This is a genomic window from Marinomonas dokdonensis, assembly GCF_052747885.1.
The window spans coordinates 796,622-820,051 of the sequence record NZ_JBRAND010000001.1; the positions used below are offsets into that span (position 1 = coordinate 796,622).

Consider the following 23,430-nt stretch of genomic DNA (forward strand, 5'->3'; position numbering starts at 1 on the left):
ACTGGCCACCTGGGGTAAAAACAGCTCAAACTCGGTAACACTTTGCAAAGAATGCGTAAAAACAGTGTTTTTGAAGAGTACTCAACAGCATCAAAATCACCAATCGAAATAACGAGACAGGCTATGCAAAAGACGCATAGAGAATTTGAATGATGAGAAATAACCTTTCTTATCATAGGGTTAAATAATTTACTAAGGAGCTAACTTTCATCAAGTTGGCATAGAGATACTTAAGGTAGGCATCAAAATATGGGGGTTAGGAGCAGAGCTCAGCTCTCCCTATGAGCACGGTTGCCCTAATCACTACTCAAAGCTTTCTATGATCGCCAAAACAAAAAAGTGACCTAACAAACGCTGTCATTTGCTAGGCCACTTTCTGCATTCTTATGGGTGTATATTAACTAAGAGAAGCACTAATCCTTTTCTACTTCTTTCACCTCTGCTTCAGCAGGTTCGTCGATCCTTTTAATCGTCCAACCCATTACCCCAAATAGGATGGTCACTAATGGCGATAGCCAGCAGAAAAATGCAAAAGGTAGGTAAGCGATGGTTGCCACACCCAAGGTTGCGGCTTGATAAGCACCACCTGAGTTCCAAGGTACTAGATTGGCTGTCACCGTCGCGGAGTCTTCCACCGCCCTTGAAAGGTTCTCTGGGGCCAAGCCTCGATCACGATAAGCTTGGGCATAAGTTCGAGCCCCCATCACAATCGACATATATTGGTCACATAAAATCATGTTTGAACCGATACATGTCAGCACGGTCGATACGATTAGTGAACCATTTGATTTCGCTAACGTCAGCACCTTATCAGCAATCGCTTTTAGCTGGCCTGTGCGTTCCATAATGCCGCCAAACATCATTGCCGTAAAAACTAGGCTTATGGTGTACATCATGGAGTCCATACCACCACGAGTGAGCAAGGCATCTACATCTTCATTGCCTGTTGCCCCTTCAAAACCTGCAAAAGCTGCATTAATTAGCGTCTCATAACCCGCACCCTGTAAGCCTACAGCAATAATAACAGCCGTAAGAATACCAATGGTGATGCCAGGGATAGCGGGCATTTGGCGATAAGAAACAAACATTACCAATAATGGTGGCAGCAGCATCACAATATTAATTGTGAAATGCTCATCCAATAAAGTACGAATAGTTTCAATACGTTCAATATTTCCTGCTGTTCCGGCGTATTGTAGGCTCAGAACCGTTTCAATAATGAGGGTCAAAATAAACGACACACCCGTGGTGTAAGACATATGTTTAATATGGGTAAAAAGATCCGTACCGGCCAAGGCTGGTGCCATATTAGTGGTATCTGAAAGCGGTGACATCTTATCGCCAAAATACGCCCCAGACAGTACGGCACCTGCGACCAAAGGCAGAGGAAAGCCTAAACCCGAACCTATCCCCATTAATGCCACACCAATGGTTCCTGTTGTCCCCCAACTTGTACCGGTCGCTAAAGAAGTAATGGCACAAATGATCACGGTTGCAGGTAAGAAGAAGCTAGGGGAAAGTACGTTTAGACCGTAATAAATTAACGTGGGCACAACACCCGCTAATATCCACACACCAATAAGAATCCCCACCAGAATCAGGATGATCGTCGCCGGAAGCGCGTTGGTAATACCGCTCACCATACCATTCTGTATCACGCTCCAGCTAAACTTACAGCGCATAGCCACAAGTGAGGCAACCACAACCCCCATTAGCATGGGAATCTGAGGGTCAAGTCCATAAACAACAATGGAAACACTGATTCCTATGACAAGTGACACCAAGGAAATTATAGATTCCCAGAAGTAGGGCATACGAGCCCCAGCAGGAATATCTGCATTCATTCTTTCTCTCCTTTAAAAGATAATTTTTATTCGGGTTCTTATCTAAACCTTAACCTTCTATCGCAATTTGAATGCCAAAAAACTTACAGACAAGGCGAATTCGAAAATTAAATAAAATTAGGGAAACACGAAAATCCCTGTAGATAATTCTTTTTTCTTTCATTAAACCAAAAGTAATTAGTTAGGTTAAAAACTGTATTTTTAATACCAAAAACAACGACCCTTTTTAGATCAAAGAAAAGCCATATTGGGTTTTATTAGTGCGTTTTCGTTGAAGCCTGTAACACCACTCTGCTAGATCAAAAAACTAAGTCAGAGTATTCAGTTCGACGTTTGTAAAAGGCTTATTTTCATCCATTACCACATAGCTATTAATGGTAGCTAAGTAATCAGGGCTGCTAATCAACTTGTCATTAATCGCCAAGTAGGCAGGCATATCGCGACAGATAATTTTAAGGATGAAATCGCATTCACCACTGACGGTATAATATTCAACAATTTCGGGGATAGAGGCGACAGCCTCTTTAAACGCTAGGAACTCTTGGTGGGTATGATTCTTTAAGTGCACTCCAGCAATACAAGTAACGAACCGGCAAACCTTATGTAAATCTACTCTTGCATGATAATTACTGATAATGCCCTCATCTTGAAGGTGGCGTAATCGGGACAGGCAAGAGCTCGGCGCTAAATCCACTTGGCGAGCCAATTCTTGATTCGTCACCCTGCCATCTTTCTGCAAAATATCTAAAATTTTATAATCTATATGGTCAAGTTTCTTCACGCCTAGAAAACCCCTATCTTACATTCACTGGAGGTTATTAAACTAAGCGAATTAAGAAACTGGAGCAAAGCCCTTTACCTAAAAGGTCGCATTCAATAAAGAAATCAAACAAAATACTAAAATTTCACACAACAACCCTAACAAAATAAGACAGGCATATTTAATCCCCAGTAAAACCAATAACTTGACTGATCATTCAGACATTAACTACTTTAAGAAAATAGCCTCCAAGTAGGACAGGCATGTTTTCAAATATAAATATTGGTCCTAAAGGACAATTTTTAAATTACGAAAACGACTTGATGGACTTTTGAAGGATAAATAAGTGTGCTTTCTCAAAGCTTCATCCATAAATCTGTCAATATGGCGAGGAGGTGACGCATATAACTCTTGCGGTGATCACAATATAATAGATTCTGCTCTTAGTTTGATTAAGCGAGAAGTTTGGTACTGTTTCTGCTGGGCCTTCGATGCATATGATGAGATTCACAGTAGCTATGAATAGACATTTCTTTGCCCACTACCCTTCCTGTTTTCCCTTCAAACTCTTTTGCGATAGCCAACCAGTTATCCGTGGAGATATTGAGCCTTTGCAATATGGGCAATAGTGAGACATCTATCGAGCCAGATTTATCTGTTCTGATAATGCGTCCGGTAGCATCTACAAGCTCTAAATAGTCCTGCAACCTAAAAGGCAGACCTTTTGACATGTCCTTCTTAGGGTTACCAACAAAAGGATGTAGCATTTTAGACTGATACCCTTCTCTGGCAAAGACTACCCTTTTCTTAATACTGGTATGGTCTGATGTTTCTGGAGTCTTACATATGTTTGATCTTATTGGGTTTAAGTCTACATAGGCCATACACGCCAGCAAGGCAGCTTCATCCAATAAGGCTTGCGTTTTGAAACGCCCTTCCCAAAAGTGACCAGTACATTTCTCTTCGGCATTAGCTTTTCGAGCAATAGGCTCATTAAGCTCTTTCATAAACCAGCTGATGCTTGTTAGTCGCTCCCGATATGTTTTTGCAACTTTTTCAACTATCGATACAACATACTTTGGAAGCTGTTCTCCAGTTACGTATTGTTGTGTAAAAGTCGTCCCTTTATGAAGTTTATGCCAACGTTTCAACACGTCCATCGTTGACCAGTTGCCAGCGTCCTCTAAATCTACATGTACAACCACATGCAGGTGATTACTCATCACTGCATATGCGCAGATATCGATTGAAAATATACTGGCTAGAAACAATAAGCGATTTTCAACCCAAGCTCGGCGATGTTCGTAACTGACGCCTGTTATTGGATTCTCTCCGCATAAAAAGGCATGGCGCACACAGCGTGAGACGCAATGGTAGTAAGGGGTATCTTCCAAGCAGATTTGTTGATTCCTTGGCATTGGCATAATCAGTCTCCTCCATGAGATAACTGATTAAGTATAGAGAGGCTTGGAGAAAAGGCTAAAAATAATTACACCTCCTGAAATTAAAGGCCTCAAGAGGTGCCTGTCTTATTTGATTGGGTTAGAGACTAGCCAACAGCTAATTGGTTTCTGCCTGCGTTTTTTGCCTGATAAAGCAAGGTATCAGCACGTTTTACGATAGCGCTTAGTTCATCTCCGTCTTGGTATTCCGTCACCCCAATACTGACTGTGATATTGGGCAACTCTTCGTGGCGCATATCTTGTAATAACAGCCTTAATCGCTCGGCAGCATGCTCCGCATCATGAACCCTAGTGTCTTTGAATAAGACCACAAATTCTTCGCCCCCTAGGCGAAATAACATGTCTGTCTCGCTAATGGATTGTTCTATTTGTGTCGCTAACTGCTGTAAGACCAGGTCGCCAATATCATGACCGAGCGTGTCATTAATTTGCTTAAAATGATCCACGTCGATCAATGCGATGCTAAAAGGATGGCCAAGCTTCACGAAGTTCATGGATTGTCGTGCTTGCTCATCCCATTTATGTCGATTGAAAACACCCGTTAACTTGTCTTTAGTGGCCAATTCAATCAGCTCTTTTTCTAACTCATACTGGTCACGCATTTTTTTAGAATGTTTTACTACTAGGCTTTTCAACCCTTCTTCGAGATCGGTAAAACTTTCACCAAAACGCTTTTCTTTGGGGTTGGATCTGCTCCCTCCATCCTCAATGGAGCGTTTTAGTAGATCCACATGGTTGCGTACTCGAGCCATTTTTTGGCGGAACATGCGTAGAATATCGTAGGCAAGGTAGAGCCCAATGAATAAAGCGGCGACTACTAAAACCATATTGACGATTAAGAACTCTCGACCTTGCGAAATCACCTCAGAAGACACCTTGGATGTGAGCCTATTTACATCTTTGAGTAATTGATAAGCCTGTTCATCTAACTCTTGGTCTTTACGCTCTAGCTCCTGCCAATGACTAATAAAGGTCTTATGACCCTGTTCAAAAAAGTGATTGGCCAGCTCATTAAAGTGGTTGCGATCGTGATGTAAATTTTGAATCAGCGCCAATAGCTCTTTATGATCAGCCTCGCTGATCTCGGAGCGTCTCATGGTAAGACCTTTTTGTACTGTGCCTTTGGCTTTCTCAAGTAGGAGGGAGAAATGCTCGTTGTATTCGTTCAAGCCATCTAGCGACTCTTTTCTCAAGGCATCGTTTTCAAAAAACTCGACACCTTCGCTGCGGATCACTTCCATTAATAAATGCTGTTTCAGCTGAAGCATTTCTGCATCGGCAATCACTTCCGATAGCGGCAGATCCACCTCCACCACTTCATGTAGGTGACGACCTATTTCATTTATTGTGTAAGCGGAGTACACAATCACGATAAATAACATCAGTAGAAAAAAGAACGAAAAGCTATTTATAGAGCGAGACATAGATTTATCTAACAACTGCTTCATACAACCTTCCTTCTAAAGACAAAACTCGTTAAGAGAAACTTACCCGATTAAGTTCCAAAAAGCTTCTACCATGGGGTTTTTTAAATTTCTTTGGAGGGCAAACAAGCCGATATCGTACGGTTCCAATTCTGGCTGTACCGCAAGGACTTTAATCCGATCCACCAGCGGGCTGTTATCCAAAACGATTTTCGGCACCACTCCAATACCAAAACCCAAGCTCACCATACTCACAATGGCTTCGTTGCCTGTGACTTGGGCATAAATACGTGGCGTAATATTTTGCTGGCGAAACCATTCATCCACATGATCCCGAGAAACGCCACTTTCTGAAAGAATCATAGGGATTTTTGCCCAGTCATCCGGGTTAGTTGGAGCTTCACTTGGCACATTCGGCAACTGCTGCTCTAGCGGTCCGATAAATAGCAAGGGCGAAATAGCGATGGGCTTAAACGCCAAGTTGCGGTTCATTTTGGCAGGCTTGGCAGCAATGGTGATATCTTCTTTGCCATCCAAAATATGTGCGACTGCATGCTCTGGGTCACCCGTGCGCAGCTTGATTTCGATGCCTGGATGAGCATTACGAAACTGACTGAGTAAGTCGTACAAAAAACTGTAGCTTGCGGTCACCGAGCCATACAGACTAATTTCACCCTTCAGCATTTTCGAGTGATCCGTCAATTCATGGCGAATGAGGTTCCACTGGGTGCTGGTGTCTCGGGCGTATTCTACGAATCGCCTGCCCTCTTGAGTCAAGCTCACTGTACGATTGTCTCGGTGAAAAAGTGTTACTCCCAGCTCTTCTTCTAACTGACGAATGTTACGGGATAAGGCAGAAATACTAATATGACATTCTTCACTGGCACGGCCAAAATGCAGGCTTTCCGCCAAGGCCAAAAAGTGTTTTAACATCTTAATATTCATAATTTTCTAACCAGTGCCTTCGTTGCATAATTTGGGATATTATATTGCAAATATATCAATTTACGAAAGGAATACATTTGCTTATAGTGGCATCATTCTTAGCAAGACGGCTTTATTAAGCTAACCGCTAAGTAACCAAATTAACCTATCAAGCCTCATAATGACTTGATAACGAACTCAAAAATAGGTGCAACAATGTCTAATAACTATTTCAATACTTTGCCGCTACGTGAGCAATTGGCTCAACTAGCAAAATGTCGTTTCATGGATAGCTCTGAATTTTCTGATGGCGTAGATGCGCTTAAAGGCAAAAAAATTGTAGTTATTGGTTGTGGTGCTCAAGGTCTTAACCAAGGTTTGAACCTACGCGACAGCGGCCTAGACGTTTCTTACACTTTGCGTGCTGCGGCCATCGCTGAAAAACGCCAATCTTGGAAAAACGCGACTGAAAACGGTTTCGTTGTTGGTACATACGAAGAGCTTATCCCAACGGCTGACGTTGTATTGAACCTAACACCTGATAAGCAACACACTCCTGTTGTTAACGAAATCATGCCGCTTATGAAGCAAGGCGCTTGCCTATCTTACTCTCACGGTTTCAACATCGTTGAAGAAGGCATGAAAATCCGCGAAGACTTAACCGTAATCATGGTTGCACCTAAGTGCCCAGGTTCTGAAGTACGTGCTGAATACGTTCGTGGTTTCGGTGTTCCAACACTGATCGCAGTTCACGAAGACAACGACCCTAAAGGCGAAGGTCTTGCTCTAGCGAAAGCTTACGCAGTAGGTACTGGCGGTCACAAAGCAGGCGTTCTAATGTCTTCTTTCATTGCCGAAGTTAAATCTGACCTTATGGGTGAGCAAACTATCCTTTGTGGTATGTTGCAAACTGGCTCTATCCTTTGCTTCGACAAAATGGTTGAAGAGGGTATTGATGCAGGTTACGCGTCTAAGCTTATCCAATACGGTTGGGAAACTATCACTGAAGCATTGAAATACGGCGGCGTGACCAACATGCTAGATCGTCTTTCTAACCCAGCTAAGATCAAAGCATTTGATCTTGCAGAAGAGCTTAAAGTGATTATGCGTCCTTTGTACAACAAGCACCAAGATGACATCATCAACGGTACTTTCTCTCGCGTTATGATGGAAGACTGGGCGAACGATGACAAAAACCTTCTTGGCTGGCGTGCAGAAACAGCTGAAACTAACTTTGAAAAAACGCCTGCTGGCGATGTAGAAATCTCTGAACAAGAATTCTTCGATAACGGTATCTTGATGGTTGCTATGGTTAAAGCCGGTGTTGAGCTTGCTTTCGAAACTATGACAGCTGCGGGCATCATTGCTGAGTCTGCTTACTACGAGTCTCTACACGAAACGCCACTAATCGCTAACACCATCGCTCGTAAGAAACTTTACGAAATGAACGCGACTATCTCTGATACAGCGGAATACGGTTGTTACCTATACAACCACGCTTGTCTTCCATTGCTAGGCGACTTCATGAAAGGCATTAAAACTGACGTGATCGGTAAAGGCCTAGAGCTAGACGACACAGGTGTTGATAACGCTCGTCTAATCGAAGTAAACGCAGCACTACGTTCTCACCCAGTTGAAGCAATCGGTGCCGTACTTCGTGGCCACATGGCTGACATGAAGAAAATCGTTTAATCTTTAATTAAAAGATAAAACTTCAAAAGCCAAGGCTCTATGCCTTGGCTTTTTTGTTTGTGCCGATCGGATATTAGAAGATTTTTTTGCAGCTAATTTAACAGGACAGGCACCTTTGTAAGCCCCATAGTTACTGGACTTTAGGGAATTTTCTATGGGTAAGGGCAAGTCTGAGGGACAGTATAGCTACTGAACAATGAGGCACACTTTTCCGCAATGAGGATACTTTCTCTCACTCAAACGTCAGCTAGGATTACGAGGAATTTGTAAAGCTGATTTAACAGGACAGGCACCTTTTAAAATTTAACAGGACAGGCACCTCTAGAGAAGCCCTTTCACCGCCCCTCGTAGGTGCGGCTTCAGTCGCAGGCGGAAATGATGTGACCAATCGGTTTTTCATCATTGCCTAGGGCTTTAATTCTGGTACTTTCCCCCTAAAGGGGGACCTACATGCGGGCCGGAAATCATTCTGCCAAGCAGGGTGACATCATTTCCTAGGGCTTTAATTCATGCACCTTTCCTCCTAAAGGGGGACCTACATGTGGCGCGTAAATGATGTTACCAAAAAGTGCTTAACAAGACAGGCATGTTTAAAAGCTATATAACCATTGGCTTTTGGGTGTCTAGTTGGCAAAATGAATTCAGCATAAGGTCGTTTTTCATACAGGCAATGTCATCGTTCATTGGGAGAAAGAAATGAAGTATCTAAGCGCTTCGTTGTTAAGCTGTGTTTTATCGTTCAGTCTGAGTACGGCTCAGGCAGAGACACCTTTGATAGATACCCACATTCATTACAGCCATGATGCTTGGCAGGTTACGCCTCCCGAAAAAGCTATTGGCATTCTTCGTGAAGCGGGCTTGAGCAAAGCTTTTGTTTCCAGTTCCAGTGATGAAGGCACCCAGTTACTTTATAAGGAAGCACCAGATTTGATTGTGCCTGTGTTGCGCCCTTACCGTAAGCGCGGCGAGACGGCCAGTTGGCTGCACGATGAGACTGTGATTCCTATGCTGGAAAATCTGCTGGCCAAAAATACGTACGCAGGCATTGGGGAGTTTCATGTATATGGTGATGATGCCAAGCTGCCAGTGCTTCGCCGAGTGGTAGAGCTGGCCAAGGAATACCATATCTTTTTGCATTTACATGGCGATGCCGAAGCGGTAGAGGAAGTTTTTGTTCAACACCCCAAAGCGCGAATTTTATGGGCGCACTCTGGCTTTGATGACCCAGAAACCATTGCGGCCTTGCTAGATAAATACCCCACTCTCAGTGCGGATCTCGCCTTTCGTAGCGAGCACGCTTTTAACGACAAGGTAGATGAGCGCTGGCGCACGTTATTTTTAGCGCACCCTGACCGAATTATGGTGGGCACAGACACCTTCACTCCCGAACGCTGGTATTACATTATTGACCACGCCCAATGGAACCGATCTTGGTTGGCGGACCTCCCTCAAGACGTTGCAGAGCAAATCGCCTACAAAAATGCCATGGCGTTAGCTGAGTGGGCGATGCCGTGAAAGCCATAGGCTGGTTAGGCTTGCTTTGCTGTACTGGACTTAATGCTGCGGAAGGTTCTATATGCTCAGCCGCTAGCGACACAGCAATGGTGCAAGAAAACAATGGCTATAGTATGGCCGTGCAATTTCAACCAGAAGCCGTACAGGTGGGGCAATTGCACAGTCTAGTCGTTCATGTATGCGATGATGCACAACAGCCTTATGTAGGAAGCATTGATGCCACCGCCATTATGCCGGCTCACAATCATGGCATGAATTATCGACCACGTTTCAGCATGTCGGCACCGGGGCAATATTTGGGCACTGGTTTTCTGTTTCACATGCCGGGGGATTGGCAATTAAAAGTCTCAATCAACCCCACGGGTGAGCGACAACATTTTGCCTATGATTTGTCTTTATGAAAGCTTGGATCATGATACTGGCGATGATGACCAGTCAGTTCTTTGCCATGAATAGCTTCGCTGACACGTCCCAGCAAGATGAAGTGACCTACAGCCTCCAAGAAATCACCACTATCCGTTCTTTTGGCCCTTGGCCTATCGAACCACAAGCCGAACCAAGCAATCGATTTTCACAACAAGCTCAAGCTATCGAATTAGGGCGACAGCTATTTTTTGATCGTCGTTTGTCTCGTGAAGGCGAGTTGTCTTGTGCCGACTGCCACCAGCCAACGCAAGCTTTTCAAGACGGCATCGCCCTAAATAAAGGGTTAAATCCGTTACATAGAAATACCAGCAGCTTGCTAAACCTCGCTCATCGACCTTGGTATGGCTGGGGCGGCGAACATGATAGTTTGTGGTCACAAAGCATTCGCCCTATGCTGTCTGCCAGCGAGATGCACACAGACTTGGCTCGGCTAAAAAGCCAGTTGCAGCAAGACAAGTACTTCCAATGTGCTTTTGAACAAACCACAGGGCAAACCATAGACTCGTTAGATCAAGAAGCTTGGCTGGTTAGCGTAGGAAAACTACTGGCCAGTTATCAGGAAACCATTCGCAGTGGCTCCAGCCCGTTCGATCATTTTCGGGAACAATTGTTAGCATCATCCGCTAATGACAAGCCAATTGTGCCAGCGCAAAGCGCGCTTTCGATCCAGCAACAACAGGGATTAAAGATTTTTATTGGCGAGGGTCGCTGCCAGCTGTGCCATTCAGGACCACAATTTAGCAGCGGTGAATTTGGTGATATTGGCGTGCGCTTCTTTACGGCAGAGGGTGTCGATAAAGGCCGCTATCAAGGTATACAATCATTAAAGGACGATCCTTTCAGTTTGCTTGGCCAATACAATGACGATGAAACGAAAAACAACAGCCTACGCACCAGTCATTTGCAGTTATTACACCGAAATTGGGGAGAATTTAAAATTCCATCCCTACGTAATGTGGCACAAACCGCTCCTTATATGCACAATGGTAGCTTGAATAATTTAGCTCAGGTTATCGACTTTTATTCTGAGCTAGACGAAGAAAGGCTCCATGCAGACGGAGAAAAAATTCTACGCCCGCTGCATTTAAGCGCGACAAAAAAACAAGCTTTAGAGGCCTTTCTAACATCATTAACTGGCCCAGTTATGGCCGCCACTGACAATTCGGCAATTTTCCAGCACTGTCAGATACATTCACCCTAACAATGAGACCCCGTTATGCTTGCTAAGGCAATTTCCTTTCACGACGCCACTGTTCATTTTGATGAAAAATTTACTCTCAACAAAATTAATTGGGCCATTACTGCCGGCCAGCATTGGGTGATTACGGGAGCCAATGGCTCGGGAAAATCTGCACTGGCCGCTGTGTTAGCGAGCATTGGTGAGCTAAGCGAAGGTCAGGTTGAACATCGCCCTACTAAGGTTGAATTAGTCTCTTTTGAAGCCCAAGCTCAGTTGATTGCCGCGGAATTGAAAAAAGACGACGCCGACATTATGGATGTGATCGCCATTGGCACACCTGTCAGTGAGATGATTTTCGATTATTGTTGCGATAAAGAGCTAGCAGCCAGCTTGGTGGAAAAGTTTGGTTTAACCGCCTTATTGGATCGAGCCTTTCGTAAGCTTTCTACCGGCGAAACCCGCAAGGTTATGCTCATTCGAGCCCTCGCGAATCAACCAGATTTGTTGGTACTCGATGAGCCCTTCGATGGCTTAGATGCGGACACACTGGCCATGCTACAAGAGCATTTGGCGTCCATTGTGGATACTACGCCTATGGTGTTGGTATTGAACCGCTTTGATGAAATGCCAAGCTTTATCAGCCATGTAGCCTTTATGAACAAGCTCGCGGATGATCAAGCGGAACTGGCCTTTACTGTCGATAAACAAGATGAAGCCGCCTTTAATGAGCTTTATCAATTGCTGCACTTGAAAACCACAGATTTAGAAGTGCCACCAGCAGATGTCCATGCCAAGCTTCCTGCCCTCGCCCCTAACCAGCCTTTGGTGAAATTAACAAAAGCGACCATTAAATACGGCGATACTGTCATTGTCGATAAGCTCAATTGGACCATCCAACCCGGCCAACACTGGCAGTTGAGTGGCCCGAATGGCTCCGGTAAAACGGGTGTCTTGTCATTGATTACCGGCGACCACCCGCAATGTTATGTGAACGACATTTTTGTGTTTGGTTTTCAGCGTGGCAAGGGCGAAAGCATTTGGCAGATTAAGCAGTTTATTGGTTATGTTTCCACCGCCTTACAGTGGGAATATCGTGTCAGCACCAGCTGCAAGAACGTCATTATTTCGGGATTTTACGACAGCATTGGCATGTATTCTAAATCCACCGATAGCCAGAAGAAGATCGCCGATCAATGGCTGACATTATTGGGCATGTCGGACCGTGCCGATCAGCCATTTAATAAACTGTCCTATGGTGACCAACGCTTATTACTGATCGCCAGAGCCATGGTGAAGCACCCTTCGCTGCTGATTCTTGATGAACCTTGCCTTGGCCTAGACGATATGAACCGCCAATTAGTATTAGCGCTTATCGAGAAGATTTGCGCGGCATCACAAACGACTGTGCTGTATGTGAACCACCATGCAGAAGACAAGATTCAAGGCATAGAGCATCACCTTGCCTTAGAGAAACCCAAAACATAGACCAGCCTCAGGCTGAGTAGGCACAGCCTACTTCCCAATCCCCATAAACAACGGAATCAAAATCGGCGCTAGGATACTCATGATAAAACCGCTGGCGATGCACACAGGGATGATCTGCGCCCCATGGAACTTACCTAAGATAGGCAGGGTAAAATCCATGGCGGTTGCGCCAGAATAGCCTACGGACATGTGGCTATTAATACGCGCCAACAGTGGAATAAGGCTTAAAGCGATGATCTCACGACCAAGGTCGAGCAAAAACGCGGTGGTGCCGAGCACAGGGTCGCCAAGCCCTGTGATTAAAATGCCAGACAAGCTATACCAACCAAAGCCTGACACCACGGCTAATCCGTGATACCAGTCTAAACCCAATATTAGACTCCCCAACCAACCGCCTAATAAGGTGGTGAATATAGTCACCCCAGCAATAATCACCCCTTGGGCGTTGAGGAAGAGTTTACGCAGTCGATAATTACCTTGGCGCAGCTGACACCCTACCAAAAACAAGAGCACATATAAGAGGCCCGTGACGAGCTCATCCACATGACTAGCCCAGTCTTTTCCTAGATAGCCGCAAGCGATGCCACCAAATACCCAAGCGAGGGTTTTCAGGGCATCCATTAAGGCTCTTACGCCACTGTCTTTGGGTTGCTGAGCGTCTTCGCCAGCATGGTGTCCACCAAGGCATCTGCCACTAAAATACAAGGCGATTAGGCTAATACTGCTGATAAGAAGCAATAGAATAAAGGCTTGATAACCAGCGATAAGCAGTTTATCGAGAAGGCTGTCTAATGCGCCAAGGCTGAAACCGATCAGTCCAAGAATGACATACACCAAGCCTTCCAAACCACTGGCGACTCGGCTAGGAGTTAGTGGCTTTAGGTTGATCCAATAACCCAATAAAAGTGCGAGCAGCAAGGGCCCAAGTGTCGCAATAATTGTCATGTATGAAAGTCATCCTAGACTGGTAAAAAATGAAAGGCGGCATTTTGTCGTGAATCGGTCACAAGCGCAAGTTAACAGGCGCATTCTAAGGTGAGCGACCGCCCTAAAATCCAGTCTATGGCTTGCATGGCAAAATGGCCAAGGTGTGGTGCATTATGCAGGCGGTAGTGATAAATTACCGCCTTGTTTTTTCTCTAGGTCGTTATTTACAAAAATCACGTCGAGTAGTGAAATCTAAAGATTGGAATGGACTGTTCAAGGTCTCATGGATTGTTGGTGGTACGGTGTGGTTAAGCGTTTTGATGCGTTAAAAGAAATTCTTCATTTATTATTCCCTATGGTCTTAACCATCACACTGGAGCTGTCGATCAGCGTGGTGGATACCATAATGTTGGGGCATTACAGCGCCCAGCATTTGGCGGCGGTTGGCTTAGCATCGAGCCTATGGATGCCGATTGGTTGCTTCCTGATCGGTGTCACCTTTGGTTTAACGCCTTTGGTTACCCGCCACCTACATGGCCGTCAGGCAAAACTGGTCAACCTTTATATGTCTCAAGCGGTGGGGCTTTCTGTCATCTTAGGCTTAGTCGCATCGGCCCTGACCGTGACTATTTTGCCCTACTTCGCAGAACTGATGGCCGAAGAAGCCGAAACCCGAGCGGTGACAGTCAATTACTTGTACTTATTCGCCCCTGCCCTGCCTATGCTGGCGCTAATGACTTCCTATAAAAACCTGTTCGAAGCGGCTGGTCGCCCTGGCCTACCTTTATTGGTAGCAAGCATTGGTTTGGTGCTGAACATCATTTTTAACTACGTGCTGATTTACGGCAAGCTTGGCTTCCCTGCTATGGGGGCGCAAGGGGCGGCGATTGCTTCCTGTTTGTCTTTGTACTTGGCTGTGCTGTTCTTTTTCGTTTACGACCGATTCTTCAACAAACGCCCTTTATTCACCCGACTAGTACTGAAATACACACATAAATTCGGCATTCTATTGGGCGTTGGCGCACCAGCAGGTTTTGCTTTTGCCTTTGAAATTGGCTTGTTCTCCTCCATGACGTGGCTGATCTCGTCCTTTGGGGACGTGGCGTTAGGCGCAGGGCAAATTGTTATGTCTTATGTATCCTTCCTCTTTACTCCTCTCATGGCCATGAGTGCGGTGGCGGCTATCGTAGTGGCGAAAAGTATGTCAAAAGAAGGTCCTGAAGGGGCGAAACAACGCATTGGCATCATCGCCAAACTTGGCCTTGGTTATGTTTTCGTTTGCTTCATCGTCACCCAAAGCTTTCATGATGTGATCCCATTGATCTACAGCAGCGATCAAGAAGTTGTTGCCCTAGCGGCCAGCATATTAGTGATCTCCGCCAGCTACCAGCTACCAGACATGTTGCAAACTATCTACACCGGAGCCCTGCGCGGTGTGCGCGATACCCGAGCGACCATGTTTGCCTTTGGTATTTCGTTATTTGGCTTAAGTATGCCCCTTGGCTTCTGGCTATCTCACTACAGCCCTTGGGCAGAAACCCTTTCACTGCGCGGCTTCTACCTTGGCCTCGGGGCAGGACTCAGCCTACTGGCGATGATACTCATCACCCGATTCTATCGTGTGATTAATCGCGACATGTAGATTAGCGGAAATGATGTGACCAATCGGGTTTTCATCATTGCCTAGGGCTTAATTCAGGCACCTTTCCCCCTAAAGGGGGACCTACAAAAGCAGGCGGAAATGATGCAACCAATCAAATTTTCATCATTGCCTAGGGCTTTAATTCAGGCACCTTTTCCCCTAAAGGGGGGATCTACAAATGCGGGAGGAAATAATTAATCAGTTATTTTATTATAACCATTATTACAAATTATCTTTCCCTCCTTAACTTTTTGATCATAAAGCTCTCCGCTAATCTCCCAAGCTCTACTTCTATCTTTCAGCGGATGATGCAAATGATACTGAATTGTATGAAATTTCGTGCATTTAAGCTTAATATTATTTAAACGTAGCCGCCTTTCTATATCCGTATCCTCACCGAATAAAGGGGTCTCAAAGTCTTCATCAAATCCATTAATATCAATAAGATTTTTTCGTAAAACACTAAAATTACATCCAAGCATACCTGTTTTCCTATGAGATATAAGGAATGGCAGGTGCACAGCACACTCAAGGTGCCTAGTTTTTGCCAATATAAGTCTATATAGCGAAAGCAGCTTGAAGTCGTTAGTTTCGATTAAACTTTCTGTTGTTTTTTGTGTAAGCATCACTCTTCGACCAAAGTTACAAACACTCGGGGAAGAAAGTTTCACATGATCCTTGATAAAATCCTTATGAAGAATACAATCACCATCAATAAAAACAGTGTATTCGCCACTGGACACCCTCAACGCTTCGTTCAATATTTTATTTTTCCTAAAACCATCATCATCTTGATTTATATGTTTGATAGATAAAGAAGTTTTAGTTTTCCAGTCAAGAACAAAATCATTAACCTCTGGCGACCTATCATCCTCAGCAATGATAATCTCAAAATTTCTAAAAGTTTGCATTTCAATAGATTTAGATACAAGCGTTAGAAAATCAACTCTTTTATATACCGCGACAATTAAAGAAACCTTAAAATCTTTTTTCACTGTTCAACCTTTTTTATTAGGACTAGATGATACGAGGGGTTGATTAATAATAAAACAAGCACTAAATAGAGCCAAGTAAAATACAGTGCTACCATACGAGTAAAGATCATTGTGAAAAAATTGAGCAACCATAAATGCAATCGAAGACACCATTGCAGAAACCAAATATTTCTTGCTTCCTTCATCTGACAATCTAATACGTTTAAATGAGAAAAATATTACTAAAAAAACACCAATCATAAACATAATGAGAAATAATGCGCCAGCTTCAATTAAAATTTGAAGGTAGCTATTATGAAATTCGTTTGGATATCTAATCGCATAACTATATTTATCTTGATAGTCGATTTCTTTACTGTAAAAAAATTTCTTAAATGGCTCTTCAGCTCGCTTTGCACCAACACCAAAAAGGAACTGCTCCTTAGAAAACTCGAAACCTGATTTCCAAAGCTGAATCCTAGTTTCATTAGATTCATTATTCTCAGTGGCTGATATTGACTTTATTTGTTCACCAATCCTCCCGATATTATCTTTCATTCCTCCAGCATTTGAAATATAAATTAAAAGCATTACTGAAAAAGAAAGGATCAATATTTTAATGGCGAGAAGTTTTTCTTTTGAGAACAGCAAAAAAAACCACATAATTAAAAAACCTACAAACAGCCCTAACCAAGTACCTCTTATTTCACTCATTAATATTGCCCAACCAAATATCCCAACAAGCAAGAATAAAGAGACTTTAATTAAAATATTTTTTTTATCATAAACAAAAAAAGTTAAACTAGATAAACATGCGATCAGCATCATATCAGCTGTTCGACCAATCTTATGAAAACCATGAAAACCTCCATAGGTTTGCTTATCCAATACACCATAAAGAATGCTAAACATTGCAGACAAAAAAAACATCGCGTAAACGATCTTTAATTGTTTTTTGCTTTTTACAAAGGCTGCCAAAGGGACTACGAGCAGCATAAACTTAAACCGGTTTAAAAACTCTAGCGCACTCTCTGCTCCTGACGTCGATAAAAATGAAAACAAAAAACCTAACACGTATGGAATCAAAAAAAGTAGAACATATTTATTTTTTTTAAAAAAACCCCTATCACAAGCAACCACATAAAAAATCGACAGAGAAATCAAAATAAACCCTGTCATATTTATCAATGGCTTAGATATAAAAGAAAAAATAAAAAAAGAGCACAATAAAAAAAAACCAGTTTTTTCTACCCTCCCTCTGCCCTGGCCCTCAATATTAAAAAGCAAATTCATTCTATCTAAAACCTTCAAACCTAATTACATTTAAAAATAACATTGACCACTTTTATTATTCAGTCAAATGCTTCAAAAAAAAAACAATAAACTCTATATTATATATTAACTCCTGAAAGCGTAACTAGGTACCGAAAAGAACTCCACTCACACTATCACAACACACTCATTTAAACTAAAGCATTATAAAATGCTAGCAATATCACTCAATAAACGCCCCAAACACCAAAAAAGGTGAAGAACAAATAGCCTCTGATTACACCTTTAACGCTTCATCTAAGCCTGAGGTTTAAGATCACTTAAAGATGAACAACATAATACTACATAGTTAGTAACAAAGGCACAGCAATCTTTGTAGGCATGCAGATAAAATTCATAATTATAGGTGTCAATGGTAGAGATAAGCACCAATTAAAGACAACTTACCTCCATGGTCTGTATGCGATTTTCATGATTATTAAACCATAACCATTCAACTACATAGCCTTAAGTCTTTAAGCATATCAAACAAGTACTTACTTATGACCCAGTTCACAAAATCATATTGGTTACACCTCCCATCACCCTAGCAGTTGACCTAGGGCGCGAATGACTCCGTATGTCAGTAAGGAAAAGCTGACTTTTACCGCCTTTCTCACTTTTAAATTATCAATTTCATTATGCAATCGGTATTCACGCAAATCTGCCGTTTGGACTTACATTAACGACATTGATCAAATTGGATTTGGTCTTACGGGCTCCTTCAACGATTCCGACAGCTGTTTCACTGACCGAAAACACTGAACAAACCAAATGAAAACACACTTTTTATTCACAGTAGCATCCCGCACCTCCATATTCGCCACACCATCTATCAAATGATACCCCTCTCATACCTTGTTTACTCCTAAGCTCTGAAACAGAGGCCCAGGTTTCGGCCTACTTTAAAATTGTGATAATCTAGCTATTGGTATAGCGTACCCTTTTAATGCTGAACTTCCTGAATTTGGATTACGAGAACTCTTAGTTGTTACAACCCTGAAAGCATTACTGATAGAGTCATCTCCCAACCGTCATGTTTTTGTAAATCCCAACGGTAAAAGAATGTCCTTTGATAAACACCGTAATCATTGTGTAAAAGCCTTTGCTGAGCGCTAAATACTGGGTCTATGATGACGTCACGTTTTGTACTTTGTTGAACTTTTCAATCTATTGGAACTCAAACAAAGTGTGCAGGTGAAGGGGTCGCTTTGATAAGCTTTTAACATAAAGTTGGCATAAACAACCCGCAATATGTTAGAACAGTATCAACGGATCTGAATTGAGCAAAGTACAAAACGTATATCCTTGTTTCTACTTTGTTTTCATCCTAATTAATGCTTACTAAAGCATCGTGAAATCAAACCTTATCTCGAGCGCTTTTTTAAAGCCAAAATGATAAATCAATAAACGAATGGAACGCTTTTTATGAAAAAAACTCTTATTGCGGCGCTAGTAATGTCTTCAGTTTCTTTAGCGCACGCGGACGATTCATCAGTAACGCTAGACAGCAAAGAACAGAAACTTGGCTACAGTATCGGCACCATGTTTGGTTCTCGCATGGCGCAAGATTTTTCTGACCTAGACATGGAAACCTTCGTTGCAGGCTTCAAAGATTCTTTCTCTGGTGAAGAAGGTCAAATGACCCTAGAAGAAGTTTCAAGCACCATTCAAGCTTACCAACAAGAGCAAGCCGCAGCGGCACAAGCTGAGCAAGAAAAACTTGCTAAAGAACAAGCTGAAAAGGCCAACGCCTGGTTGAGCGAAAAAGAAGCCGAAGACGGCGTGATGAAAACTGAATCTGGCCTAATGTATAAAGTCATCACCGAAGGTTCTGGTGACAAGCCCAGCGCTACCGATACCGTAAAAGTGGATTACGAAGGCTCCCTTGTTGACGGCACAGTGTTTGACAGCTCTTACCAACGCGGTGAGTCTATTACCTTCCCACTAAACCAAGTGATTCCTGGTTGGACTGAAGGCCTACAACTGATGTCTGTTGGCTCTAAATACGAGCTATACATCCCGTCTGATCTTGCCTACGGCCCTGGCGGCACAGGCCCTATCCCGCCAAACTCACCATTGAAGTTTGTGGTAGAACTGCATGAGATCGAAAAAGCAGAGGCAGCTGAATAAGCTTAGCTAATCGCATAAACAAAAACGGCCGATATGAAAATATCGGCCGTTTTTTTATGTTTTAATCTTTATGATTCAAAACTAATTTCACACACAATCTAGCGATGTTAGGGAACTAGCGTAGAAAAGTAATCAGAATATTACTAATCAACTCACCTTGACGCTTAAAGCCTGTTTTTTGATAAATCTGTTTAAGATAAGTTCTCAGGGTAAGTTCACTTTTATTGGTTTTATTCGCAATACATTTTAATGAGAGCCCTTCCAGCAAATGAACACATAGCTTTGCTTCCGCTGAAGATATATTGTAGAACTCCATGATCATTTTTTCGGAGGGTATTTTATTTTGAACATAATTCAAAACCTCCAATAAAGATAACTCACCATCCTCATGACTCTGAGATAAGGGTGAAACATGACATACCCACGCAGGGCCGCCATCTTTCCTTTTGATTAGGATTTCTTTGCTTTGCTTTAAAGCGATAGTAGCTTCGAGCGAAACTATGTCTTCAGATGAATGTAAAACTAATGAATTATTGTCAATTAGGAGGTCTGATTGTTCGGCTAAAAACGTCTTAGCTAAATTATTGCTGTAAATAACATGGAATGAATCCGATAAAATGATCGCTGGTAAAGGCAAGGTTTCTACAATCGCTTCAGCCTTTAATGCATCACCCTGTTCGAATTGAGCCACCACAGCACTACATCCTTATTAGTGTTTCTATGAATATTATTGTGAGAACCCATATAAGATATATAAGTCACCATTCTCAGCATGATATTCATCAATTACTTTAGCATCGGAGAAATTTGTGATTAATAACGACTTGTGCACACCACGATCTGAGATATAACTTGAGTGTATATTTGACCCATTTCTACTCGAGACCGTTTCAAGCTCGTTACTCACTTGCACTGAACGATTCTTAGCTAGCTGAGCTTTGGCTTCAAGAATAGCAACCCTCAACTGCTGTTCAGGATCAGACTGTTTCGGAACGATCGCTACTGCCAACTCTCCCGTATTAGGTGGGGAAGTTACCCAGTCAGGAAGAGTTGGTTTTACGACCTCATTGTCTTTTGTTGGCTGGCTATTACAGGCAACCAACAAAAGTGCGAAGAAACAAATACAATATCTGATCATAGGAACACGTAAGTTAAACTAGCACTCAAACGAGAACGTTCATCTTCTAATTCGACGGCATCATTATCGTAAATAGCATCAAAATTAATTTTCTGAACTTCATACTTAACTGAATAAGCCAAGCCAGATGTACCTAGAGGACCAGCAAGACCAAAGCCATAAAAATAACCAAACGTGCTATCGTAGTCTACATCATAGGTGTACGTACTATTGATATAAGCCTGTGACAATTCCGCATCAGCCATCAATCCACCAAAACCGTACTGGAAGACATGGCCTTGTGTACCCAGAGGTGTCTGGAATTTTAGACCAGCTGTGAACCCTTGCAAGTCATAGGTTACAGAGCCTGCACCAGAAGTTCGGGTGTCAGGAGCCAAGATGTCTGTACTGTATTGTAAGTAGCCAACATAAAAGTTTTCCCCACCAACAGATATTCCTAACCTAGTATCATCTAAATCAGAAGGCGCTTTTTCACCTAAATCATCGGTGAAAGTTGTATGCTCTGCGCTCTGCGCTACTCGATAGTCAGCACTAAAAAAAATACCGTCGTCACTAACACCGACAAAAGTTAGACTCAAATCAGTCCAGTCACTAGACGTGAAATTAGAGTTTGTACGTGTTGGTATATTCAATTCGAAATTTGTTTTACCTAAACCCACAGTGAGGGAACTGGTCCCTGCATAAGACATTACAGGAAAACAAGCACTTATCAGAAGTAAGCTTTTAAGTTTCGTATTCATAAACATTCCTTATATTAATTAATACTTAGAAAACAATTGCTGGAGCTCGAATTTTTTTCTTTAACAGTCGCTCTTGTTGCTCTTTATAGCGCAAGGCCTGCGCAGCCCTTTCTTCAGCTTGCCGTTTTTCTAGCTCAGCTAACCTTCTTTCTTCTTCCGCTTTAGCTCTTGCTTCAGCTTCCAAGCGTTTAGCCTCAGCTTCCAAACGTTTAGCCTCTGCTAATCTAGCTTGGTGTTCACGCTCAATTTCAGCTAAATAATCATTATCAGAGGAGACGCCTTCACTTGAATCTTGTCGTGAAAAGTAATTGATATGTCTTCCATAAACCTCAAGCGCTATTTCACTTCGGAAACCTTGTAACATTGAGTCTGGCAGATATGCTTGAACCGTTGCGCGCATTTCATAATGTATACCACCATACTCACCGCCCATAACAGGGGACATCAATACATTTTGTCTATCAATAATCTTGCCATTCACTTCACTTGTCGTACTGTCAGATGAAATTTGAAAATTACGTATTTCTGTGGTGGAGCTAATTGTTACTACCGCACCTTTTTCGATGGCTTCTCTATCTGCTTTTTGAATAGCCGCTTGTCGGCAAGTTTTGAAGGTTTCATTTTCGGTACAAAAATAATCTAAGCTAACTTCAACAACCTGACGCCTTTCAAAAGCATCTTTTTGTTGACTTACCCTACGCTCCACTTCTTCGATTCCAGCACTCTTCAATGCTGAGATAGCAGTGTTAAGGTCAATCTCAGATTGTCTTAACGCTCGAGCAGATTCTGCTAGCTGAGCCTCAGCCCGTGTAACCTCTCCAAGTGACTCTTGATAAGCAAGATATGCACGACTATTCTCTGCTCGCTTTGCAGAAAGCTGCTCAAAACTTACCGAGCCTGGATTTTCCGCATCAAAGCTAATAAGTCGTTGATACTCGCTCTTTGCATCGTCATATTCTCTACTGAGGTTCTCACTTATACTCTTAACACGACTTAAAGCGTTGGACTCGTCAATAACGCTTTGCTTGGCCCCCTCCACTCGACTGTCAGCAATATCCACAGCTTGCTTGTAAGTCGCCAAAGTATCCGCTGCAGAAACAGAGCTTTGAAAAGTTAAAAAAACAATAAAACTAAAGAGCAACCGGCATATTGTTATCATGCGTTAAAATCATCCATTAAAACGAGCACCTGCAGCATCAAGTCGCTCTCTAGCTTGCTGAGCTTTAAATTGTTGGTACAAAACTGCTTCATCATCAGCAGATAGTTTTCTATCGCTCGCTTTAACAATGGCATCAAATAGCTCTTTGGTTCTTCCTTCTTCTATACCGACCATCACACAAAGATTGTTTTGACCATCAATATCAATAATGTCGGTTTTTAAGGTACGGCTGCCATTCAAAGTTTGATTAACATATTGTCGTGAAACACTTGAGAAAGATGTTCCAGAAGTTGACTCGTTATCGATCTGGTTTTTGTCCGTATAAGTTTCATCTAAGCTTTCAACCTTAGATTCAATTTCTGCGGCTAACAATACTCGCGCATTGGCAATCGCTTGCTTGCGGTCAATAGACAGATTACCGGAATAAATAGTGCAATCACTGACTGCTATTCCATTTTCAATACTTGGGCTCATAACCCACTCAGGAATATCACCAATTGAAGTTTCCTGGACGTCATTGGAAGAACAAGCAAACAAAAACAGCGAAGCAACAGGATAGAAAGCCAACTTTTTCATTTTATTTCCTTAAAACTGCATAATATTTACCTATTATTCGAAGATTTAAGAATTTTTAATACCCTCAAATGAGGGTAATTTGATGGTGTTTTTATGACCATCTGAGTTATAAGTCAA

At 42.6% G+C, this 23,430-nt stretch carries 20 protein-coding genes; 7 read left to right on the forward strand and 13 right to left on the reverse strand.

Annotation, left to right across the window (positions count from 1 at the left end; translation table 11 throughout):
- Positions 1-413: 413 nt before the first annotated feature.
- The 5 genes from nhaC to ilvY form a co-directional block, all read right to left on the reverse strand.
- Positions 414-1,844 (reverse strand): Na+/H+ antiporter NhaC, encoded by a 1,431-nt coding sequence (gene nhaC / locus ACUM5Y_RS03750; RefSeq protein WP_445975511.1) that lies wholly within the window; start codon positions 1,842-1,844, stop codon positions 414-416.
- Positions 1,845-2,151: 307 nt separating this feature from the next.
- Entirely contained in the window at positions 2,152-2,625 is a 474-nt protein-coding gene (locus ACUM5Y_RS03755; protein WP_445975512.1) for an Lrp/AsnC family transcriptional regulator, read from the reverse strand.
- 431 nt (positions 2,626-3,056) lie between these two features.
- Entirely contained in the window at positions 3,057-4,028 is a 972-nt protein-coding gene (locus ACUM5Y_RS03760) for a transposase (RefSeq protein WP_445975513.1), read from the reverse strand.
- Between the two features lie 125 nt (positions 4,029-4,153).
- Positions 4,154-5,515, reverse strand: a complete 1,362-nt coding sequence (locus ACUM5Y_RS03765; protein WP_445975514.1) for a GGDEF domain-containing protein — start codon at positions 5,513-5,515, stop codon at positions 4,154-4,156.
- A 39-nt stretch (positions 5,516-5,554) separates the two neighbouring features.
- Positions 5,555-6,436: an HTH-type transcriptional activator IlvY gene (gene ilvY, locus ACUM5Y_RS03770; RefSeq protein ID WP_445975515.1), complete on the reverse strand. Its 882-nt coding sequence runs from the start codon at positions 6,434-6,436 to the stop codon at positions 5,555-5,557.
- A gap of 195 nt (positions 6,437-6,631) precedes the next feature.
- Between ilvY and ilvC the strand changes: the two genes are divergently transcribed.
- The 5 genes from ilvC to modF all read left to right on the forward strand — a co-directional run bounded on the left by ilvC (position 6,632) and on the right by modF (position 12,713).
- On the forward strand, positions 6,632-8,107 hold the full coding sequence (gene ilvC, locus ACUM5Y_RS03775; RefSeq protein WP_445975516.1) for a ketol-acid reductoisomerase: 1,476 nt from the start codon (positions 6,632-6,634) through the stop codon (positions 8,105-8,107).
- A 696-nt stretch (positions 8,108-8,803) separates the two neighbouring features.
- The gene (locus tag ACUM5Y_RS03780; RefSeq protein WP_445975517.1) at positions 8,804-9,622 is read left to right on the forward strand and encodes an amidohydrolase family protein; all 819 of its coding nucleotides are present in this window, start codon (positions 8,804-8,806) and stop codon (positions 9,620-9,622) included.
- On the forward strand, positions 9,607-10,023 hold the full coding sequence (locus ACUM5Y_RS03785; RefSeq protein WP_445975518.1) for a FixH family protein: 417 nt from the start codon (positions 9,607-9,609) through the stop codon (positions 10,021-10,023). Before ACUM5Y_RS03780 ends, ACUM5Y_RS03785 begins: the two co-directional genes overlap by 16 nt.
- Positions 10,020-11,249 carry a cytochrome-c peroxidase gene (locus ACUM5Y_RS03790; protein WP_445975519.1) on the forward strand — a complete coding sequence of 410 codons (1,230 nt, stop codon included), beginning with the start codon at positions 10,020-10,022 and terminating at the stop codon, positions 11,247-11,249. Before ACUM5Y_RS03785 ends, ACUM5Y_RS03790 begins: the two co-directional genes overlap by 4 nt.
- Positions 11,250-11,264: 15 nt before the next feature.
- Positions 11,265-12,713 carry a molybdate ABC transporter ATP-binding protein ModF gene (gene modF, locus ACUM5Y_RS03795; protein ID WP_445975520.1) on the forward strand — a complete coding sequence of 483 codons (1,449 nt, stop codon included), beginning with the start codon at positions 11,265-11,267 and terminating at the stop codon, positions 12,711-12,713.
- 27 nt (positions 12,714-12,740) lie between these two features.
- On the opposite strand, the gene ACUM5Y_RS03800 is transcribed toward modF, so the two are convergent.
- Positions 12,741-13,658, reverse strand: a complete 918-nt coding sequence (locus ACUM5Y_RS03800; RefSeq protein ID WP_445975521.1) for a LysO family transporter — start codon at positions 13,656-13,658, stop codon at positions 12,741-12,743.
- Between the two features lie 265 nt (positions 13,659-13,923).
- On the opposite strand from ACUM5Y_RS03800, the gene ACUM5Y_RS03805 reads away from it, so the two are divergent.
- The gene (locus ACUM5Y_RS03805) at positions 13,924-15,282 is read left to right on the forward strand and encodes an MATE family efflux transporter (protein WP_445975522.1); all 1,359 of its coding nucleotides are present in this window, start codon (positions 13,924-13,926) and stop codon (positions 15,280-15,282) included.
- Between the two features lie 194 nt (positions 15,283-15,476).
- On the opposite strand, the gene ACUM5Y_RS03810 is transcribed toward ACUM5Y_RS03805, so the two are convergent.
- Entirely contained in the window at positions 15,477-16,277 is an 801-nt protein-coding gene (locus tag ACUM5Y_RS03810; RefSeq protein WP_445975523.1) for a glycosyltransferase, read from the reverse strand.
- A gap of 3 nt (positions 16,278-16,280) precedes the next feature.
- A complete protein-coding gene (locus tag ACUM5Y_RS03815) occupies positions 16,281-17,549 on the reverse strand; it encodes an O-antigen ligase family protein (RefSeq protein ID WP_445975524.1) in 1,269 nt (422 codons plus the stop codon).
- A gap of 1,446 nt (positions 17,550-18,995) precedes the next feature.
- Here ACUM5Y_RS03815 and bamJ point away from each other — a divergent pair.
- Positions 18,996-19,700, forward strand: coding sequence for a BamJ family beta-barrel-assembly machinery protein (gene bamJ / locus ACUM5Y_RS03820; protein WP_445975525.1), 705 nt, complete (start codon positions 18,996-18,998; stop codon positions 19,698-19,700).
- 115 nt (positions 19,701-19,815) lie between these two features.
- Here the strand turns inward: bamJ and ACUM5Y_RS03825 are convergent, their stop codons facing one another.
- The 5 genes from ACUM5Y_RS03825 to ACUM5Y_RS03845 are packed head-to-tail and all read right to left on the reverse strand — an operon-like array spanning position 19,816 to position 23,313.
- On the reverse strand, positions 19,816-20,391 hold the full coding sequence (locus ACUM5Y_RS03825; RefSeq protein WP_445975526.1) for a helix-turn-helix transcriptional regulator: 576 nt from the start codon (positions 20,389-20,391) through the stop codon (positions 19,816-19,818).
- A gap of 36 nt (positions 20,392-20,427) precedes the next feature.
- Positions 20,428-20,838 carry a hypothetical protein gene (locus tag ACUM5Y_RS03830; protein ID WP_445975527.1) on the reverse strand — a complete coding sequence of 137 codons (411 nt, stop codon included), beginning with the start codon at positions 20,836-20,838 and terminating at the stop codon, positions 20,428-20,430.
- Positions 20,835-21,578: a hypothetical protein gene (locus ACUM5Y_RS03835; RefSeq protein ID WP_445975528.1), complete on the reverse strand. Its 744-nt coding sequence runs from the start codon at positions 21,576-21,578 to the stop codon at positions 20,835-20,837. The genes ACUM5Y_RS03830 and ACUM5Y_RS03835 overlap by 4 nt, the downstream gene beginning before the upstream one ends.
- 25 nt (positions 21,579-21,603) lie before the next feature.
- Positions 21,604-22,737 (reverse strand): hypothetical protein, encoded by a 1,134-nt coding sequence (locus tag ACUM5Y_RS03840; protein ID WP_445975529.1) that lies wholly within the window; start codon positions 22,735-22,737, stop codon positions 21,604-21,606.
- Positions 22,738-22,746: 9 nt separating this feature from the next.
- Complete coding sequence (locus ACUM5Y_RS03845) at positions 22,747-23,313, reverse strand: hypothetical protein (RefSeq protein WP_445975530.1); 567 nt, start codon at positions 23,311-23,313, stop codon at positions 22,747-22,749.
- Between the last annotated feature and the right edge of the window lie 117 nt (positions 23,314-23,430).

Excerpts from the sequence above, each read along its gene's own strand:
- nhaC (WP_445975511.1), bottom strand. The coding sequence starts at position 1,844 with ATGAATGCAGATATTCCTGCTGGGGCTCGTATGCCCTACTTCTGGGAA.
- ACUM5Y_RS03800 (WP_445975521.1), bottom strand. The coding sequence starts at position 13,658 with ATGACAATTATTGCGACACTTGGGCCCTTGCTGCTCGCACTTTTATTG.
- ACUM5Y_RS03835 (WP_445975528.1), bottom strand. The coding sequence starts at position 21,578 with ATGAATACGAAACTTAAAAGCTTACTTCTGATAAGTGCTTGTTTTCCT.
- ilvY (WP_445975515.1), bottom strand. The coding sequence starts at position 6,436 with ATGAATATTAAGATGTTAAAACACTTTTTGGCCTTGGCGGAAAGCCTG.
- ACUM5Y_RS03845 (WP_445975530.1), bottom strand. The coding sequence starts at position 23,313 with ATGAAAAAGTTGGCTTTCTATCCTGTTGCTTCGCTGTTTTTGTTTGCT.
- ACUM5Y_RS03780 (WP_445975517.1), top strand. The coding sequence starts at position 8,804 with ATGAAGTATCTAAGCGCTTCGTTGTTAAGCTGTGTTTTATCGTTCAGT.
- modF (WP_445975520.1), top strand. The coding sequence starts at position 11,265 with ATGCTTGCTAAGGCAATTTCCTTTCACGACGCCACTGTTCATTTTGAT.
- ACUM5Y_RS03790 (WP_445975519.1), top strand. The coding sequence starts at position 10,020 with ATGAAAGCTTGGATCATGATACTGGCGATGATGACCAGTCAGTTCTTT.
- ACUM5Y_RS03815 (WP_445975524.1), bottom strand. The coding sequence starts at position 17,549 with ATGAATTTGCTTTTTAATATTGAGGGCCAGGGCAGAGGGAGGGTAGAA.
- ACUM5Y_RS03840 (WP_445975529.1), bottom strand. The coding sequence starts at position 22,737 with ATGATAACAATATGCCGGTTGCTCTTTAGTTTTATTGTTTTTTTAACT.
- ACUM5Y_RS03830 (WP_445975527.1), bottom strand. The coding sequence starts at position 20,838 with ATGATCAGATATTGTATTTGTTTCTTCGCACTTTTGTTGGTTGCCTGT.
- ACUM5Y_RS03765 (WP_445975514.1), bottom strand. The coding sequence starts at position 5,515 with ATGAAGCAGTTGTTAGATAAATCTATGTCTCGCTCTATAAATAGCTTT.
- ACUM5Y_RS03760 (WP_445975513.1), bottom strand. The coding sequence starts at position 4,028 with ATGCCAATGCCAAGGAATCAACAAATCTGCTTGGAAGATACCCCTTAC.
- ilvC (WP_445975516.1), top strand. The coding sequence starts at position 6,632 with ATGTCTAATAACTATTTCAATACTTTGCCGCTACGTGAGCAATTGGCT.
- bamJ (WP_445975525.1), top strand. The coding sequence starts at position 18,996 with ATGAAAAAAACTCTTATTGCGGCGCTAGTAATGTCTTCAGTTTCTTTA.
- ACUM5Y_RS03805 (WP_445975522.1), top strand. The coding sequence starts at position 13,924 with ATGGATTGTTGGTGGTACGGTGTGGTTAAGCGTTTTGATGCGTTAAAA.